Annotated in this window: 13 protein-coding genes and 1 pseudogene; 9 read left to right on the top strand and 5 right to left on the bottom strand. The window is 74.0% G+C overall.

Translation table 11 applies throughout. The features are described from left to right. Nucleotides 1-26: 26 nt before the first annotated feature. The 6 genes and pseudogenes from ACIF80_RS16160 to ACIF80_RS16185 all read left to right on the top strand — a co-directional run bounded on the left by ACIF80_RS16160 (nt 27) and on the right by ACIF80_RS16185 (nt 6,163). A complete protein-coding gene (locus tag ACIF80_RS16160) occupies nt 27-149 on the top strand; it encodes a putative leader peptide (protein WP_399804743.1) in 123 nt (40 codons plus the stop codon). 138 nt (nt 150-287) lie between these two features. After that, complete coding sequence (locus ACIF80_RS16165) at nt 288-1,172, top strand: glutathione S-transferase family protein (protein ID WP_399804746.1); 885 nt, start codon at nt 288-290, stop codon at nt 1,170-1,172. Between the two features lie 197 nt (nt 1,173-1,369). After that, nucleotides 1,370-2,076 (top strand): annotated as a pseudogene (locus tag ACIF80_RS16170) (GNAT family N-acetyltransferase). A gap of 252 nt (nt 2,077-2,328) precedes the next feature. Continuing rightward, entirely contained in the window at nt 2,329-3,531 is a 1,203-nt protein-coding gene (locus ACIF80_RS16175) for an LLM class flavin-dependent oxidoreductase (RefSeq protein WP_399804747.1), read from the top strand. Between the two features lie 20 nt (nt 3,532-3,551). Next, complete coding sequence (locus ACIF80_RS16180; RefSeq protein WP_399804749.1) at nt 3,552-4,985, top strand: NtaA/DmoA family FMN-dependent monooxygenase; 1,434 nt, start codon at nt 3,552-3,554, stop codon at nt 4,983-4,985. Nucleotides 4,986-4,996: 11 nt separating this feature from the next. Continuing rightward, nucleotides 4,997-6,163, top strand: a complete 1,167-nt coding sequence (locus tag ACIF80_RS16185) for an LLM class flavin-dependent oxidoreductase (RefSeq protein WP_399804751.1) — start codon at nt 4,997-4,999, stop codon at nt 6,161-6,163. A gap of 49 nt (nt 6,164-6,212) precedes the next feature. On the opposite strand, the gene ACIF80_RS16190 is transcribed toward ACIF80_RS16185, so the two are convergent. Both ACIF80_RS16190 and ACIF80_RS16195 read right to left on the bottom strand, forming a co-directional pair. Then, nucleotides 6,213-7,541 carry a PP2C family protein-serine/threonine phosphatase gene (locus tag ACIF80_RS16190; protein WP_399804753.1) on the bottom strand — a complete coding sequence of 443 codons (1,329 nt, stop codon included), beginning with the start codon at nt 7,539-7,541 and terminating at the stop codon, nt 6,213-6,215. Nucleotides 7,542-7,639: 98 nt separating this feature from the next. Beyond that, nucleotides 7,640-8,392 (bottom strand): IclR family transcriptional regulator, encoded by a 753-nt coding sequence (locus tag ACIF80_RS16195; protein WP_399804754.1) that lies wholly within the window; start codon nt 8,390-8,392, stop codon nt 7,640-7,642. A gap of 187 nt (nt 8,393-8,579) precedes the next feature. Here ACIF80_RS16195 and ACIF80_RS16200 point away from each other — a divergent pair, with 187 nt between their 5' ends. The 3 genes from ACIF80_RS16200 to ACIF80_RS16210 are packed head-to-tail and all read left to right on the top strand — an operon-like array spanning nt 8,580 to nt 12,273. Then, complete coding sequence (locus tag ACIF80_RS16200; protein ID WP_399805288.1) at nt 8,580-9,152, top strand: 2Fe-2S iron-sulfur cluster-binding protein; 573 nt, start codon at nt 8,580-8,582, stop codon at nt 9,150-9,152. Beyond that, complete coding sequence (locus ACIF80_RS16205) at nt 9,149-10,144, top strand: FAD binding domain-containing protein (protein WP_399804757.1); 996 nt, start codon at nt 9,149-9,151, stop codon at nt 10,142-10,144. Before ACIF80_RS16200 ends, ACIF80_RS16205 begins: the two co-directional genes overlap by 4 nt. 23 nt (nt 10,145-10,167) lie before the next feature. Beyond that, on the top strand, nt 10,168-12,273 hold the full coding sequence (locus ACIF80_RS16210) for a xanthine dehydrogenase family protein molybdopterin-binding subunit (RefSeq protein ID WP_399804759.1): 2,106 nt from the start codon (nt 10,168-10,170) through the stop codon (nt 12,271-12,273). A gap of 22 nt (nt 12,274-12,295) precedes the next feature. On the opposite strand, the gene ACIF80_RS16215 is transcribed toward ACIF80_RS16210, so the two are convergent. From ACIF80_RS16215 to ACIF80_RS16225, 3 genes are all read right to left on the bottom strand, one after another. Further along, nucleotides 12,296-14,935, bottom strand: a complete 2,640-nt coding sequence (locus ACIF80_RS16215) for a SpoIIE family protein phosphatase (protein WP_399804761.1) — start codon at nt 14,933-14,935, stop codon at nt 12,296-12,298. Between the two features lie 41 nt (nt 14,936-14,976). Next, on the bottom strand, nt 14,977-15,153 hold the full coding sequence (locus ACIF80_RS16220; RefSeq protein WP_399804763.1) for a hypothetical protein: 177 nt from the start codon (nt 15,151-15,153) through the stop codon (nt 14,977-14,979). A 78-nt stretch (nt 15,154-15,231) separates the two neighbouring features. After that, nucleotides 15,232-16,254, bottom strand: a complete 1,023-nt coding sequence (locus ACIF80_RS16225) for an endonuclease/exonuclease/phosphatase family protein (RefSeq protein WP_399804766.1) — start codon at nt 16,252-16,254, stop codon at nt 15,232-15,234. Nucleotides 16,255-16,432: the final 178 nt, after the last annotated feature.

Genomic DNA, 16,432 nt, shown 5'->3' on the forward strand with positions numbered 1-16,432 from the left:
GATTCCTAGTGAACAGGTAGGGAAACATGGGGCGCCTCGAACCGGTCACCGGCCGAGTGAACCGCGCGCCCCGACGGTCGCTTCTTCTGACCTCCCGCCGTCACATCGATCTGCTGCGCGTCTGCAGCGCCATCGGGTCCTTCGCCTAGCCGGCCTCGCCTCCGCGCGTCCACACCCCACCGCTCCGCCTCACGGGCCCCGCCCGTCGTCGTGCCGGTGTGCCACGCGCCCTGCACAGACGACGTTTCCTCCGCGCCCCCGTCCGCGCGCCTGCCCTGGGGAGAGCCATGTCCGTCATCTCGCCCGCCACGCACACCCCAGCGTCGTCCGCCCCCGCCTTCCGGGGCCGGATCGGCCGGGACGCGCGCAGCGGTCACTACGCCGTGCCGCGCCGCTATCGCCTCCACCTGTCCACCGCCGACCCCGCCTGTCTGCGCATCGCCATCACGCACACCCTGCTCGGCCTCGACGAGGCCTGCGCGGTCACCGTCCTGCCCGCCGTCCCCGACCGCCCGGACGGCGGGTACACCGAGCTGTCCCCGCTGTACGACGCCAGTGCCCACCGCTACACCGGACCGGCCCTGGCACCGGTGCTCAGCGACGACTGGTCGGGGCGGATCGTGAGCACCCACGCCCCCGACATCGCTCGCGACCTGGCCCGGCGGTTCGACGGCGGCCGCTCCGCGGCGTACCCGTGCGGCGCGGAGTCGGAGCTCGAGGCCGTGGAGCGCATGTGCGCCCAGGGCATCGACGAGGCGGCACGCTCCGCCGGGCCGGCCGCGGCCGGCCCCGCCGCACGCGCCGAGGCGCTCGGCACCCTGCTGCGCACGCTGGGCTCACTGAACAGCTGGCTCGTCGACCGCGACCACATGATCCGCGACCGGATCACCGTGGCGGACGTGGAGCTGTGGGTCACCCTGGTCCAGCTCGACACCGTGCACCGCCACCACCTCGACGCCGAGGCCGTACGGGACATCGCCGCGTACGAGACCCTGTGGGCCTACGCCCGCCGGCTGGCCGGCCACCCGGCCTTCGGCGGCCACCTCGACGTCGACGCCATCGCCCGCCGCCACCGCGCCCACTGCCGTGCCCCGGTGGCCACCGGAACCGCCGTGCCGATCGTCACCTGGCCCGGCCGCGCCCCTTCGGGCGCGTACACCGACGGGCCCTGACCCCCGTCCGGACGCGGACGCCGGGCGCCCCGGCGTCCGCGTCCGCGTGCCGTACCCGAGAGGACTCCGTTCCCTTGGCCCACCCCATCGACCTCAACGACGAAGCATCCGCGCCTCCCGCACCTGCCCCGGCCGTGTCCGGGCCTCCCGTACTCGTTCCTCCCGTACTCACATCCGCCGCACCCGCCGCCGCCCCGGTGCTCCCGGACACCTCCCGGCTCGACAACGCGGTGTGGGCAGCCTTGGACGGGCCGCACGCCCACCTCGCCGAGCGGGCCGGCCGGGCGGCCCGCTACCCGGCGGACGTCTACGACTTCGCCGCGCTCGCCGATCCGGCCGACCCGGCCGCCTGGGACGACCTGCACACCCTCGTCGGGCCGGGAACCACCGTCCGGCTCAAGCCCGCCGACGACGTCCCCGACGGCTGGCAGGTCACCGGCCGCGGCACAGCGGTACAACTCGTCGGCACGGCGCTGCGGACCGAGCCCGCCCCCGACGCGGTACGGCTCGGACCCGCGGACGTGCCCGAGATCCTGGACCTGGTGGCCCGCACCCGGCCGGGACCCTTCCTCGGCCGGACCGTCGAACTCGGCACCTGTCTCGGCATCCGTCACCGGGGCAGACTCGTCGCCCTGGCCGGTGAACGCATCCGGCCCCCGGGTGGACGGAGATCAGCGCGGTCTGCACCGACCCCGACCACCGCGGCCGGGGCCTCGGCACCCGGCTGGTCCGGGCCGTCGCCGACGGCATCCGGGAACGCGGCGACCACCCGTTCCTGCACGCTGCGGCGGACAACACACCGGCCATCCGTCTCTACGAGACCATCGGCTTCACGGTGCGCCGCCGCGCCACCCTCCTCCAGGTCCGCAGTCCCGAAACACCCCCCGTGGGGCGGACGCCGTGAGCCCCGGCGCGATACGAGACGCCCCACCACCCGGCCCCGCGGCATGCCCCGGACGGCAGCCGGCGGGCGGACCGCGCGTGACACCCGTGACTCGGGCCCCGCGCACCCTCCGCCTCCACTCCCGGCCCTGCATCGACTTCCAGCGCGTCGCCGGCGCGCTCTGTCGCCCCTGACCCGTCGCCCCGAAACCGCCGCGGCCCCTTTGCGTACCGGGCCCGGTGATCCGTACGGACCTTCAGGAAGGCACCCCTCGTGTCGTCGACCCCCGCTTCCCGTCTGCACCTCGCCATCGCCCTGGACGGCACCGGCTGGCATCCCGCCTCATGGCGTGAGCCCGTGGCCCGGCCCAGGGACCTGTTCACCGCCGCCTACTGGACCGACCTGGTCACCGAGGCCGAGCGCGGCCTGATCGACTTCGTGACCTTCGAAGACGGTCTCGGCCCGCAGTCCTCGCACCCCTTCGACCCGGACGAGCGCACCGACCAGGTCCGCGGCCGCCTGGACGCCGTCCTGACCGCCTCCCGCGTCGCCCCGCTGACCCGGCACATCGGGCTGGTGCCGACCGTGGTCGTCACGCACACCGAGCCGTTCCACCACTCCAAGGCCATCGCCACCCTCGACCACATCAGCTCCGGCCGCGCCGGTGTACGCGTGCAGATCACGGCCCGGCCGAACGAGGCCGCGCACTTCGGCCGCCGCACCGTCCCCCGCATCGACGGCTACGACAGCCCCGGCGCCCGGGGCACGCCGGCCGATCTCTTCGACGAGGCCGCCGACTACGTGGACGTCGTCCGCCGCCTCTGGGACAGCTGGGAGGACGACGCCGAGATCCGGGACGTCGCCACCGGCCGCTTCGTCGACCGCGACAAACTGCACCACATCGGCTTCGAAGGCAGGCACTTCAGCGTCAAGGGCCCGTCCATCACCCCGCGCCCGCCCCAGGGCCAGCCGGTCGTCAGCGCCCTCGCCCACGCGACGATCCCGTACCGTCTCGTCGCCCGCCAGGCCGACATCGGCTACGTCACCCCGCACGACACCGGCCACGCGCGCGCCATCGTCGCCGAGATCCGCGGCGAGCAGCAGACGGCCGGCCGTGCCGCCGAACCCCTGCACCTCTTCGGCGACCTGGTGGTTTTCCTGGACGACGACCCGGCGGCCGCCCGGGCCCGCCTCGACACCCTCGCCGGGTACCCGTACACCTCGGACGCCCCCGTCTTCACCGGTACGCCCCACGAACTCGCCGATCTCCTCCAGGAGTTGCACGGAACGGGGCTGAGCGGCTTCCGGCTCCGCCCCGCCGTGCTCGGCCACGACCTGCCCCGCATCACCCGGGCGCTCGTGCCCGAACTGCAGCGCCGGGGCGCCTTCCGCCACACCTACGAGGCGAGCACCCTGCGCGGCCTCCTGGGCCTCGAGCGCCCCGTCAGCCGCTACGCCGCCGCAGCCACCGCCTGAGCCGGAGGACAGCCCCGACCATGAGCAAGCCGATCAAGCAGATCCATCTCGCCGCCCATTTCCCCGGCGTCAACAACACCACCGTATGGAGCGACCCGGCCGCCGGCAGCCACATCGACTTCAGCTCCTTCGTCCACTTCGCGCGGACCGCCGAACGCGCCAAGTTCGACTTCCTGTTCCTCGCCGAAGGGCTGCGCCTGCGCGAGCAGGGCGGAAAGATCTACGACCTCGACGTCGTCGGCCGCCCCGACACCTTCACGGTCCTCGCCGCTCTCGCCGCCGTCACCGACCGCCTCGGCCTGACCGGGACCATCAACTCCACCTTCAACGAACCGTACGAGGTGGCCCGCCAGTTCGCCTCACTCGACCACCTGTCCGGCGGCCGGGCGGCCTGGAACGTCGTCACCTCCTGGGACGCCTTCACCGGCGAGAACTTCCGCCGCGGCGGCTTCCTGCCCGAGGAGGAACGGTACTCCCGCGCCAAGGAGTTCCTCGCCACGACGATCGAACTCCTCGATTCGTGGCACGGCGACGAGATCCTCGCCGACCGGGCCACCGGCACCTTCCTCCGCGACGCCCGCGCCGGAGCGTTCGTCCACCGAGGACAGCACTTCGACATCCAGGGACGCTTCAACGTCCCCCGCTCGCCGCAGGGCCGCCCCGTCGTCTTCCAGGCGGGCGACTCCGAGGAGGGCCGCGAGTTCGCCGCCGCCGGCGCCGACGCGATCTTCAGCCGGTACGCCACCCTCGCCGAGGGCCAGGCCTTCTACGCGGACGTCAAGAACCGGCTGGCCGCGTACGGCCGCAGCCGCGAAGACCTGCTGATCCTCCCCGCCGCCACCTTCGTCCTCGGCGACACCGACGCCGAGGCCGCGGAACTGGCCCGCGAGGTGCGCCGCAGCCAGGTCAGCGGCGCCACCGCCCTCAAGCAGCTCGAATGGGTGTGGAACCGGGACCTCTCCTCGTACGACCCGGACGGGCCGCTGCCCGACGTCGACCCGCTGCCCGGCGAGAACACCGTGGCACGGGGCCGCGCCCAGGTCCGCATGTACCGCGATCCGCAGACCACCGCCCGGCAGTGGCGGGAACTCGCGGCGGCGAACAACTGGTCCATCCGCGACCTCGTCATCCACACCGGCAACCGCCAGACCTTCGTCGGCTCCCCGGACACCGTCGCCACCACGATCGACGACTTCGTGCAGGCGGACGTGAGCGACGGCTTCATCCTCGTCCCGCACCTCACCCCGGGCGGCCTCGACGGCTTCGCCGACCGGGTCGTGCCGCTGCTCCAGGAACGGGGGGTCTTCCGCACCGAGTACGAGGGAACCACCCTGCGCGACCACCTCGGACTCACCCACCCGGACACCCCGCGCGCGGGGCGGGCGGACCCGCCGGCGCAGTGGGACCCGGTGACCGTACGGCAGGACGCCGAACCCGTCCCCACCGACCACTGAGGAGCACCGCCATGTCCGTGGACATCCCCCTCGGCGTGCTCGACCTGGTGCCGGTCTCCTCCGGTTCCACGGCGCCCCAGGCCCTGCGCAACTCCATCGACCTCGCCCAGGAGGCCGAACGCCTCGGCTACGCCCGCTACTGGTACGCCGAACACCATCTCAACCCCGGAGTGGCGGGCACCTCGCCCGCGGTCGTCCTGGCCCTGACGGCAGCCGCCACCTCCACCATCCGCCTGGGCTCCGGCGCCGTCCTCCTCGGCCACCGCACGGCGCTGTCCACGGTCGAGGAGTTCGGTCTGATCGACGCGCTGCACCCCGGCCGTCTCGACCTCGGCCTCGGCCGCTCAGGCAGCCGTCCGCCCGGTGGGAGCCATCGGGCCGGTGGCGGCGCTCTGTCCGGCGGGCCGTCGTCCGCGCCGCCGGCCCGCCCCCCGGTGGCCGACGGCCGCGCCCCGAACGGGCTCCTCATCCCGCCCCGCTTCTCCTACGAACAGCTGATCGGTTCACCTCGGATCGCCCTTCAGCGCGAGCTGCTCATGCTGCCGGGCGCCACGTCGCAGGAGTACGCCGCCCAGATCGACGACATCCTCTCCCTGCTCGCCGGGACCTACCGCTCGCCCGAGGGCGTCGAGGCGCACGTCGTGCCGGGCGAGGGCGCGGACCTCGAGGTGTGGATCCTGGGCAGCAGCGGCGGCGAGAGCGCCGAGGTCGCGGGCGGGCGCGGCCTGCGGTTCGCCGCGAACTACCACGTCAGTCCCGGCACCGTGCTGGAGGCCGTGGCGGGCTACCGGACCTCGTTCCAGCCCTCGAAGATCCTTGACGCGCCGTACGTGAGCGTCTCGGCGGACGTCGTCGTCGCCGAGGACGACCGCCGCGCCCGCGAGCTCGCCGCCGGCTACGCCCCCTGGGTCCGCAGCATCCGCAAGGCGGAGGGCGCCATCGCCTTCCCGACCCCCGGGGAAGCCGGGGCGTTCGACTGGACGGAGGAGGACCGGGCGCTGGTCCGGGACCGCGTCGACACGCAGTTCGTGGGGTCACCGGGCAGCGTGGCCGACCGGCTGGAGCAGCTCCAGGAGGCCACCGGTGCCGACGAACTGCTGATCACCACGATCACGCACGACCACCGGGACCGCGTCCGGTCCTACGAGCTGCTGGCCCGGGAGTGGCGCCGCAGATGAGGCGGCTTCGGGCGGTACCGCGGGGCGTGCGGGACGCGCGGCGTGGCCGTCAGGCGGCACGCCTCCGTTCGCCGACGCCGTCGAGTCCGCCGCTGCCGAGCCCCGCCACCGGGGCGGGCGCGGGAGCCGGGACGACCGGCCCGGTGGCCGCCGTCCCCCGCACGGGGGACTCGGGGACGGCGGGCCCGGCCTCGCCGGCCTTCGGCTCGGGTGCCGCGGGCTCCGTGACGGCGGGTTTGCGCAGCAGGAGGAGTGCCGCGTCGTCGTGCAGCCTGCCGCCCACATGCGTCAGCAGCTCCTCGTGCAGGGCCGTGACGGTGCGCGTGGGGTCGTCGCACAGATGCCGGGCGAGCCCCTCGGCGAGCGGGTAGAAATCGCGGTCGGCGTCGCGGGCCTCGGTGACCCCGTCGGTGTAGAGCAGCAGTTGGTCCCCGTCGCCGAAGGACAGCACCTGGAGGCCGGGGGCCTCACCGGCGAGGGCGCGCAGCCCCAGCGGCGGCGCCGGCCGCGCGGGTTCCACCGCCACCACGTCGGAGCCCCGGACCAGCAGGGGAGGCGCGTGCCCGCAGTTCACCAGCTCCAGGCGTCCCGGCTCCGGGTGTCCGGCGACCACGGCGGTGACGAAGTCGTCGTCGCCGAGGTTGCGGGCCAGGCTCCGCTCGATCCTGCCGACGACGGCCAGAAGATCGGGTTCGTCGTAGGCCGCCTCGCGGAAGACGCCGAGGACCAGTACGGCGGTCTTCACGGCCGACAGTCCCTTGCCGCGCACGTCGCCGACGATCAGCCGGACCCCGTAGGGGGTCGGGATCAGGGCGTAGAGGTCCCCGCCGATCCGGGCCTCCGCGGCGGCGGCACTGTAGTGGACGGCCACCTGGAACGGGCCGACGGTGGCGGGCGGCGGCTGGAGCAGGGCGTGCTGTGCGGTCTCGGCGACGGAGCGGACGGCCGCGAGGACCCGCTCGCGGCGGGCGCGCACCGCTCCGGCCAGGCTGCTGGCCAGGGTGACGCTCGCCAGTACGGCCAGCACGGCGACCATGTTCCCGCCGGTCACCCCGTCCCTGACCCCGAGTACGACGCTCAGCAGGGTGGCGAGGAGGCCGACCCCGGCGATTCCGCGCCATCCGCAGGTGGCGGCCGCCAGGGCGGGCCCGGCGGCGAGCATGGGCAGCCAGATCAGGCTCGTCCCGCCGACCAGGTCGATGAGCGTGATGAAGCAGACGAGCAGGAAGGGCAGGAAGGGCAGTACGGGCAGTACGGGCGTACCGGCGGCCCGGTGCGCGAGCGCCCGGGTCCGGGGGAACGACGGCCGGCCGGCCCTCCGGACCCGGAAACGCCGTACTGGCCGGTGGCCGTCACGATGCTGTCGGGCGTGACTCATGTGTCGTCCGAAATCCTCACTGTGCCCGGCGTGCGTTCCTTGGTGTCCTGCTCCTCCAGGAAAGTCGGTGTGTACCGGACATCACAAGGGGACGATTTTCAGATAGTGAGAGAAAGGCTTCGGGTAATCCGGTCGGCGACGGGAATGAGCCGCGCCCGGATCTCCTCGAGCCGGGAGACCCGGTCCGCCCGCAGGGACACGCCGAGCGAGCCCAGGGTGTCTCCGCTGTAGACGGGAATCGCGGCGCAGACCGTGCCCAGCGTGTACTCCTCCAGGTCCGTGACGACGGGGGCCACCGGGCTCGAGTCGATTCGGCGCAGCAGTTCCGGCGCGGTGGTGATCGTGCGGGGCGTGAGATCGTTCAAGGTGTGCCGGGACAGGTAGTCCCGGCGGGCCGCGTCGTCCAGCTGCCGCAGGACGGACTTGCCCAGCGCGGTGGCGTGCCCGGCGTCCTCGAAGCCGACCCAGAGGTCCACCCGGGGAGCGCGGGGACCGTCGGCGATCTCGGCGACCCGGATCTCGCCGTCCTCGTAGAAGGTGAGGTAGGCGGCGGCCGAGAGCTCGTCCCGCAGGGCGGCGAGCGTCGGCCGGACACGGCTGAGCAGGGCCTGACCGCGGCCGTCGGTGTGCAGCGTGTGCAGCCGCTCGCCGAGGACGAACCCGCCGTCGTCCAGCTTGCGCAGGTATCCGTCGTGGACCAGCGTGCGCAACAGGTGATAGGCGGTGGCCAGAGGCAGCCCCGACTCGCGCGCCAGCTGCTTCGCCGGCGCGCCGGTCTCGTGCGCGCTCACCGCCTCCAGCAGGCGGAAGGCGCGCTGCACGGAGGTGATGAGCGTGGGGCCCGTGCCCATGGCACCAGCGTGCGCCAGGCCCGCACCGCAGGCAAGGCCGTTCCACGAACCCCGTCCCTCCTCTCCGGCCGCTTCGGAAGGAAGGCGGTACGTGTCAGGCGCCACGACCTGGATACGCGGTGGGTACAGCATCACCGGTCAGCACCACCCCCGCCCACCACGGCCGTCCGGAAGGTTCCTCGACGCCATGGACAGCTCCCCGCACGACCACGGTGCCGACGGCACGGGCAGCGCCCCGCCGGCCGCGTACCGCTCCGAAGTGACACTGAACGTCAACGGAAAGCCGCACACCCTCCTGATCGACCACCGGCGCGTCCTGCTGGACCTCCTGCGGGAGGACCTGGACCTCACCGGGGCCAAGAAGGGCTGCGACCACGGCCAGTGCGGTGCCTGCACGGTCCTGGTCGACGGCCGCCGTGTCAACAGCTGCCTGCAACTGGCCGTCTCGCTGGACGGCTGCGACGTGCTGACGGTGGAAGGACTCGCCGACGGCGACCAGTTGCACCCTCTGCAACGGGCGTTCCTCGACCGGGACGCCTTCCAGTGCGGGTACTGCACGCCGGGACAGATCTGCTCGGCCGTCGGTGTCCTGGCCGAGGCCGCGGCCGGCCATCCCTCCCACGCCACCGCCCCCGCCACGCCCCCGGGGCGGCCGGTGGCACTGGACGACGCCGAGATCCGCGAGCGGCTCAGCGGCAACCTGTGCCGCTGCGGCGCCTATCCGCACATCGTCGAGGCCGTGCGGGACGTGGCCCCGTGAAGCCCTTCGGATACCTGCGGGCCACGACCGTTCAGGAAGCCGCCCGAGCGCTCGCCGAGCACCCGGACGCCCGCTGCCTCGGCGGCGGCACCAACCTCGTCGACCTGATGAAACTGGGTGTGGAGCGGCCCGGCTTCCTCGTCGAGGTGAACCACCTGCCGCTGGACACGGTCGCGGAACTGCCGGACGGTTCCCTGCGCGTCGGCGCGACCGTCCGCAACAGCGACCTCGCGGCCCACCCCCTGGTCCGCGACCGGTACCCCGCGCTGTCCCAGGCGCTCCTCGCCGGTGCCTCCGGTCAGCTGCGCAACGCCGCCACCACCGGCGGCAACCTGCTGCAGCGGACCCGCTGCCCCTACTTCCAGGACGTGTCCAAACCCTGCAACAAGCGGACCCCGGGCAGCGGCTGCGGCGCCCGCGACGGCACGCACCGCGATCACGCGGTGCTCGGCCACTCCGACCACTGCATCGCCACCCACCCTTCGGACATGGCCGTCGCGCTCGCCGCCCTGGACGCACGCGTGGAGCTGTACGGCACCGAGGGCACCCGGAGCGTCCCGGTCGCAGAATTCCACCGGCTGCCCGGCGACCATCCGGAGCGGGACACCGAGATCCGCCCCGGTGAACTCATCACCGGCGTGGTGCTCCCCGCCGCCACGGCCTCGCTGCCCTCGGCCTACCGAAAGGCCCGCGACCGGGCCTCGTACGCCTTCGCCCTGGCGTCCGTCGCCGCCGTCCTGCGCCTCTCGGACGACGGCACCGTCGCCCAGGTGGGCCTCGCCTTCGGCGCGCTCGCCCACCGGCCGTGGCGGGCGACCCGCGCCGAGGAGGCACTGCGGGGCGGGCCGGCGACCCCGGACGCGTTCGCCCACGCCGTCGGCCTGGAACTCCGGGCGGCCCGGCCCTTGCGGGACAACGGCTACAAGGTGGGCCTCGCCCGCGGTCTCGCCCTGGACGTCCTGACCCGGCTCGCCGGGCCCACCAGGACCTGAACCGGCACGTCGAGGAGGACACCATGACCGGTACCGGTTCCCCCCTGGGTGCTCCGGCCGAGCGCCGCGAAGGACACCAGAAGGTCACCGGCAGCGCCCGCTACGCCGCCGAACACCCGCTGCCGGGCCGTGCCCACGCCTGGCCCGTGCCCGCCACGATCGCCCGCGGCCGGGTGACGGCCGTCGACACGGCGGCGGCCCTGGACCTGCCCGGGGTCCTGACCGTGCTCACCCACGAGGACGCGCCCAGGATCGCCGAACCCGACGACCCCACGCTGGCCGTGCTGCAGGACCCCCGGGTGCCGCACCGGGGCTGGTGCGTCGCACTCGTCGTGGCGCGCTCCCCCGAGGAGGCCCGCGCGGCCGCCGGGGCGGTCCGTGTCGAGTACGCCGTGGAGGAGCACGACGTGGCCCTGAGGGCGGACCACCCCGACGTGTACGAGCCGGACACCGCCAACGGCGGCAACCCGGCCCGCAGGGAGCACGGCGATCCCGAGGACGCCTTCGCCTCCGCGCCCGTCCGGGTCGACGCCGCCTACCGGGTGCCGCCCCTGCACAACCACCCCATGGAACCCCACACGAGCACCGCGCACTGGCAGGGGGACCGGGACCGCCTCGTCGTCCACACCTCCAGCCAGGGGACCACCACGGTGCGCGCCACACTCGCCGCGCTCTTCGGGATGCCCGAGGACCGGATCACCGTCACCGCCGGCCACGTCGGAGGCGGCTTCGGTTCCAAGGGCACTCCCCGTCCCGACGTCGTGCTCGCCGTCATGGCCGCCCGCCGGACGGGCAGGCCCGTGACCGTCGCCCTGCCCCGCCGTCACCTGCCCGCCTCCGTCGGCCACCGGGCGCCCACCCTGCACCGGATCCGCCTGGGCGCCGGGACCGACGGCCGGCTGACCGGCCTGACCCACGACGTCGTCACCCACAGTTCCCGCATCAAGGAGTTCGTGGAGCAGGCGGCGGTCCCCGCCCGCGTGATGTACGCCGTACCGGACTCCCGTACGCTCCACCGGCTGGTGCGGCTCGACGTGCCCACCCCCTCGTGGATGCGCGCCCCCGGCGAGGCGCCGGGGATGTACGCCCTGGAGTCCGCGATGGACGAGCTGGCGGGCGAACTGGGCATGGACCCGATACAGCTGCGCCTCGTCAACGAACCGGACCGCGAACCGGACAGCGGCAAGCCGTTCAGCAGCAGGCACCTCACGGAGTGCCTGCGGGACGGTGCGCGGCGGTTCGGCTGGGCCGGGCGCGACCCGCGCCCCCGCTCGCGCGCCGAGGGCCCCCTGCTCGTCGGCACGGGCGTCGCGGCAGCCACCTATCCCGTTCTCGTGGCACCGTCCACCGCCGAGGCACGCGCGCTGCCGGACGGAACGTTCGACGTACGGATCAACGCCACCGACATCGGCACGGGAGCCCGCACGGTGCTCACCCAGGTGGCGGCGGACGCCCTCGGCGCGCCCCTCGACCGGGTGCGGACCGAGGTCGGCGACAGCGACCTGCCCTCCGCGCCGCTGGCCGGCGGCTCCTCCGGAACCGCATCCTGGGGCTGGGCCGTCCACGAGGCGTGCACCCGGCTGGCGGGAGCCCTCGCCGCCCGCACGGGTCCGCTGCCCGGCGAGGGGCTCACCGTCCACGCGGACACCACGGGCCGGGCCGACGCCGACAGCCCCTACGCGCGCCACGCCTTCGGCGCGCACTTCGCGGAGACCGCGGTGGACCGCGTCACCGGCGAGGTCCGGGTGCGCCGGCTGCTGAGCGTCTACGCCGCGGGACGGATCCTCAACGCCCGCACCGCGCGGTCCCAGTTCATCGGCGGCATGATCATGGGCCTGGGCATGGCACTGACCGAGGGCAGCACGATGGACACCGCCTTCGGCGACTTCACCGAGTCGGACCTGGCGGCCTACCACGTGCCCGTGCACGCCGACGTGCCCCGCATCGAGGCGCACTGGATCGACGAGGAGGACGCCCACCTCAACCCCATGGGGAGCAAGGGGATCGGCGAGATCGGCATCGTCGGCACCGCGGCGGCCATCGGCAACGCCGTGCACCACGCCACCGGCATCCGCTTCCGTGACCTCCCGCTGACGCCGGACAAGGTGCTGACCGCCCTGGCGGGCTGAACGGCCTCGCCGCACGCGCCTGTCAGGGCGGAGGCCCGGGGCGGACCGCGAGGACCGCGATGTCGTCGTCGCTGCCGGCGGCCAGTCCGATGAGCAACTCGTCGCAGAACACGTCGAGGGGCTCGTGGGCCAGCCCGGCGGCGTGTCCGCGGAGCCGGTCCAGGGCATGGTCCAGGGACTCGGTGCGGCGTTCGATGAGGCCGTCGGTGTACAGCAGCACGGTCGAGCCGGCCGGGATCGCGTCATTGGCCTGGGGACGGACCCGCTCGGGGTCGATGCCGAGCAGCAGTCCCGCCCCGTCCTCCAGGTAGCGGGTGCGGCCGTTCGGGCCGACGAGCAGCGGCGGCAGATGGCCCGCGGAGGAGTGCACGAACTCCCAGAGGCCGTGCCCGAGTTTCTTGATCAGGCCGTAGACGCAGGTCGCGGTGGCCTCCTGGTACAGGGTGTGGTTCGCCATGTCCAGGCGGCGCAGAACCTCCCCCGGCGGCTCCTGACGGTCCACGGCGATACCGCGCAGCATGCTGCGCAGCTGGCTCATGGCGATGGCGGCGTCGAGGTCGTGCCCGGCGACGTCGCCGATGACCAGCGCCGTGTCCCCGTCGGGCAGGGCGAAGCAGTCGTACCAGTCGCCGCCGACCTCGGCCGTGGCGGAGGAGGCCGCGTAGCGGGCGGCCAGCTGGAGACGCGGGATCTCGGGCAGCGCCGGCAGGAGCGAACGCTGGAGGCGTTCGGCGATCTTCCGCGTCTCCTGGTGGAGGCGGGCGTTGTCCACCCGCAGGCCGATGGCGCGCACCAGGTCGTTGACCAGCGGCAGGTCCTCCTCGGTGAACGGCCTTCCCCGCCCCTTCCGGACGAGGGTGAGCGCGCCGATGACCTTCCGGGGCGACCGGAGCGGGGCGACCACCGCGCTGTTCGCACCCAGTTTCCGGAACAGCTCCACGTAGTGGGCGTCCAGCGGGCTCACGGCCCGGCCCGGGAGCGGGAGTTCGGTGAACAGCAGGGGGCCCGCCCCGCGCAGTACGCGGGCCAGCGGCCCCTGGGAGGTCTCGGACAGCGGCGGAAGCCGGCCCTCGTACTCCTCGGGCCAGGGACCCTGGGGCGCACGGTGCATGACGCAGACCCGCTCCACCTCGTCCTGCGTGGTGACCAGGTCCACGAGGCACCAGTCGGCCAGCCACCGGGTCAGGATCCGGCCCACCCGTCGCAGGCCCTCGTTCAGGTCCGGAAGGGTGCTCAGCGTGGCCCCCGTCTCGGCCAGCAGGGAAAGCCGTTCCAGCTCGGACGCGCCGTCGGCCCGGCCCATGCCCGTTCTCCGGTCCTGCCCGTGTGAGGCGGACCAGGGGGCACCGCCCGCCTCCCGCAGGGCCCCGGCCCGGAACCGGCCGGGCGGACGCACCGGGGGTGAGGACCCTCTCGGAGAGAGCCGGGCCACGAACACGGTGTGACCGTCGCCGGTCTCCTGGCTCTCGACGAACAGCCGGACGGGGATCAGCCCACCGTCGCGGTGCAGCGCGGGGAGCGGCAGCGACCGGCCCAGGATCCGGGGCTGCCCGCTGAGCAGCAGGGACGTGAAAGCCATGGTGTGACGTCTGCGGAGATGCTCCGGGATGAGCGCGGTGAGCGGCCGCCCGACGAGATCGTCCGCGGTCCAGCCGAGCAGGGCCGCCGCCGACTCGTTGACCGCGATGATCCGGTTCGACTCGTCGGCGGCGATCGTCGCGACCCGGCCGGCCTGCACCTGCCCGGCGTCCCACAGCACCGGCTCCGAGGTGCCGGCGCCCGGTTCCCGGGGCATCACCGTCCACGCCGTGGGGCGCCCCCCGGCGAGCTGGCCGCCGATCTGGTCGAACAGCCACTCCTGGAAGCCGCGCCCGCGCGGAAGCGCCGGCAGCGTCAGAAGGCGCTCGTCACGGGCGGCCTCCTCGGCCACGTCGAGAACCTCGCGCAAGATCTCCATCGGAGGTCCGGAGTCCGACGGCACCCACAGGGGCAGGGAACCGAACTCCGCCTCGGTGTGCTGCCGGTGCAGCGCGGCCGTCACACCCGCACTGATCACGTCGTTCAGGTCCAGGGCGACCGCGAGGTCCTCCGCCGTCACGCCCGGGACGTCCCCGGAGGCCAGGGCCAGGACCAGCTCGTTCAGCAGCGTGTGCCGGTGCTGCGTGCAGGTCAGACAGAGCGCCGCCGGCACATCGAGGAGCGTCACGGTCTCACCCTGCCCGAAGCGGGGTGCGGCGGTCGCCCACCCGTCCGACGGTGGCGGCGACGGCGATCCCTCGGGCCGCAGCTCGAACCACACCGTCTTGACCGCGTCGTCCGTGTCGACGCCGTGCCGGGACGCCAGCCGCTCGACCAGCGCCAGCCCCTGCCCCGTACCGGTGTACGCGGGGCTCCCGTACGGCACGAGCCCGCGCTCCGGCCGCCGATCGCTCACCCGCACCAGGACCCCGCCGTCACCGGACCGGGCCGTCACCTCGATTTCGGTGCGTGCGTGCAGCACCGCGTTCGTCACCAGCTCGCTGACCAGGAGCTGCGCGGTGTCCAACGTGTCCGGTGCGGCACCGTCGAGCGTGGCCCGGACGAACCGCCGGGCCTCCGCCACGCTCTCCGGCTCCGGAGGGAACCACTGTGACGGCGCCCCGGGGGCATTGAGTTCGCCCATGGAATCAGTCTGCCTCACGGCACCCTCCGCCGCGTGCACGCTCACACGACCGGCCGCGCGACGGCGACGGCTCCGGGGACCCGGCCTCGTGCCGTCCGGCCGACGAACCAGGCCGGCCCGCTGTCGGACCGGTACTCCACCGGCGACGCGGAACCGGGCGTGGTCGGCAGGGCCCCGCAGGTGTCCACCGACCCCGTCCGGCCGACGTGGGCAGGCATCGGGGAGATGGTGACCGGGCGTCACCCGGCCGGCCGTCGGAAGAGCAGCCAGGCACCCTGCCTGTTCCGGACCCGCCGTCAGGCCCGCCGTTCCGGCCGGGTGCTCCGGTCGAGGGTGATCCGCGCGGCGACCGGGAGATGATCGCTGCCGGTGCCGGACAGGGTGCGGATGTGGCGGACGGCGGCGGAGCGGGCCATCACCTGGTCGATGCGGGCCAGGGGAAGCCCGGCGGGGAAACTGAGGGCGAAGCCGCGTTCCGCCACGTTCATCCGGGAGGTCAGCGGGGCCAGGCCGCGGTCGTCGACGGTGCCGTTGAGGTCGCCCAGCAGGATCACGGTCTCCAGCTCCTCGGCGGAAAGGGCCCGCCCCAGCAGGCGGGCGCTCTCGTCCCGGTGGGCCGAGGCGAGGCCGCCCGGCCCGATCCGGATCGAGGGCAGGTGCGCGACGTACACCGCGATGTCCCCGTGCGGGCTGCTGACCACGGCCCGCAGCCCGCGGCTCCACGGCTCCGTGATCCCCCGGGGCTTGATGTCCGGCAACCGGGCATCGGTGAGCGGATGCCTCGACCAGAGCCCGACGGTGCCCCGGACCTCGTGGTACGGGTAGCGCGGGGCGAGGGTCCGCCGGTAGACCGGCAGCGCCGCCGGCACCAGCTCCTCCAGCGCGATGAGGTCGGGGCCGGCGCCGGCCAGGGTACGGGCGGTACCCGCCGGGTCGGTGTTCTCGTCACTGACGTTGTGCTGCACCACCACCAGATCCCGCGCCCCGGCCCGCGGTTCGGGCAGGAACAGCCCGCCGAAGAGATACGTCCAGGCGGTCACCGGCAGCAGCAGGGCCGACAGCGCGGTCGCCGAACGCCGCACCAGCGCCGCCGTGAACAGCACGACGACCACCAGCCCCAGCCAGGGCAGGAACGACTCCAGCAGACTGCCCGCCCGGCCCACGGAGTTGGGCACCGCACGGTGGAACACCAGCAGCCCCGCCGTCAGCGCCGCGGCCGCCGCGATCACCCGTCCCCGGCTCCGGACCGACCCGCCGCGCGCGCCCCACCGTCCGCCGCCCACCCGTTCCTCCCCGTTGTCCCGCCGCCCCGCCCACATGATCCTTCTCCCCAGGACGCGCTTCCGCGTGACGCGGTTTCCCTACCTGGGTCACCTCCAGGTTCCCCAGTTACCGAAAAGTGCGTTCTTCCATGTCAGCGGCCACTCTCTTACGGTTTCCGAGTAACCACAGGTGACCACGACCGCCGGGCCGTCACCGGCCCGGCGGCAGCGAGCC

The sequence above is a fragment of the Streptomyces sp. NPDC085927 genome, assembly GCF_044540975.1.
Lineage (GTDB): Bacteria > Actinomycetota > Actinomycetes > Streptomycetales > Streptomycetaceae > Streptomyces > Streptomyces hirsutus.

Bases quoted from the DNA above. Each gene is read 5' to 3' on its own strand.
- ACIF80_RS16160 (WP_399804743.1), top strand. From the start codon at position 27: ATGGGGCGCCTCGAACCGGTCACCGGCCGAGTGAACCGCGCGCCCCGA.
- ACIF80_RS16165 (WP_399804746.1), top strand. From the start codon at position 288: ATGTCCGTCATCTCGCCCGCCACGCACACCCCAGCGTCGTCCGCCCCC.
- ACIF80_RS16180 (WP_399804749.1), top strand. From the start codon at position 3,552: ATGAGCAAGCCGATCAAGCAGATCCATCTCGCCGCCCATTTCCCCGGC.
- ACIF80_RS16185 (WP_399804751.1), top strand. From the start codon at position 4,997: ATGTCCGTGGACATCCCCCTCGGCGTGCTCGACCTGGTGCCGGTCTCC.
- ACIF80_RS16190 (WP_399804753.1), bottom strand. From the start codon at position 7,541: ATGAGTCACGCCCGACAGCATCGTGACGGCCACCGGCCAGTACGGCGT.
- ACIF80_RS16195 (WP_399804754.1), bottom strand. From the start codon at position 8,392: ATGGGCACGGGCCCCACGCTCATCACCTCCGTGCAGCGCGCCTTCCGC.
- ACIF80_RS16200 (WP_399805288.1), top strand. From the start codon at position 8,580: ATGGACAGCTCCCCGCACGACCACGGTGCCGACGGCACGGGCAGCGCC.
- ACIF80_RS16210 (WP_399804759.1), top strand. From the start codon at position 10,168: ATGACCGGTACCGGTTCCCCCCTGGGTGCTCCGGCCGAGCGCCGCGAA.
- ACIF80_RS16215 (WP_399804761.1), bottom strand. From the start codon at position 14,935: ATGGGCGAACTCAATGCCCCCGGGGCGCCGTCACAGTGGTTCCCTCCG.
- ACIF80_RS16220 (WP_399804763.1), bottom strand. From the start codon at position 15,153: ATGCCTGCCCACGTCGGCCGGACGGGGTCGGTGGACACCTGCGGGGCC.
- ACIF80_RS16225 (WP_399804766.1), bottom strand. From the start codon at position 16,254: ATGTGGGCGGGGCGGCGGGACAACGGGGAGGAACGGGTGGGCGGCGGA.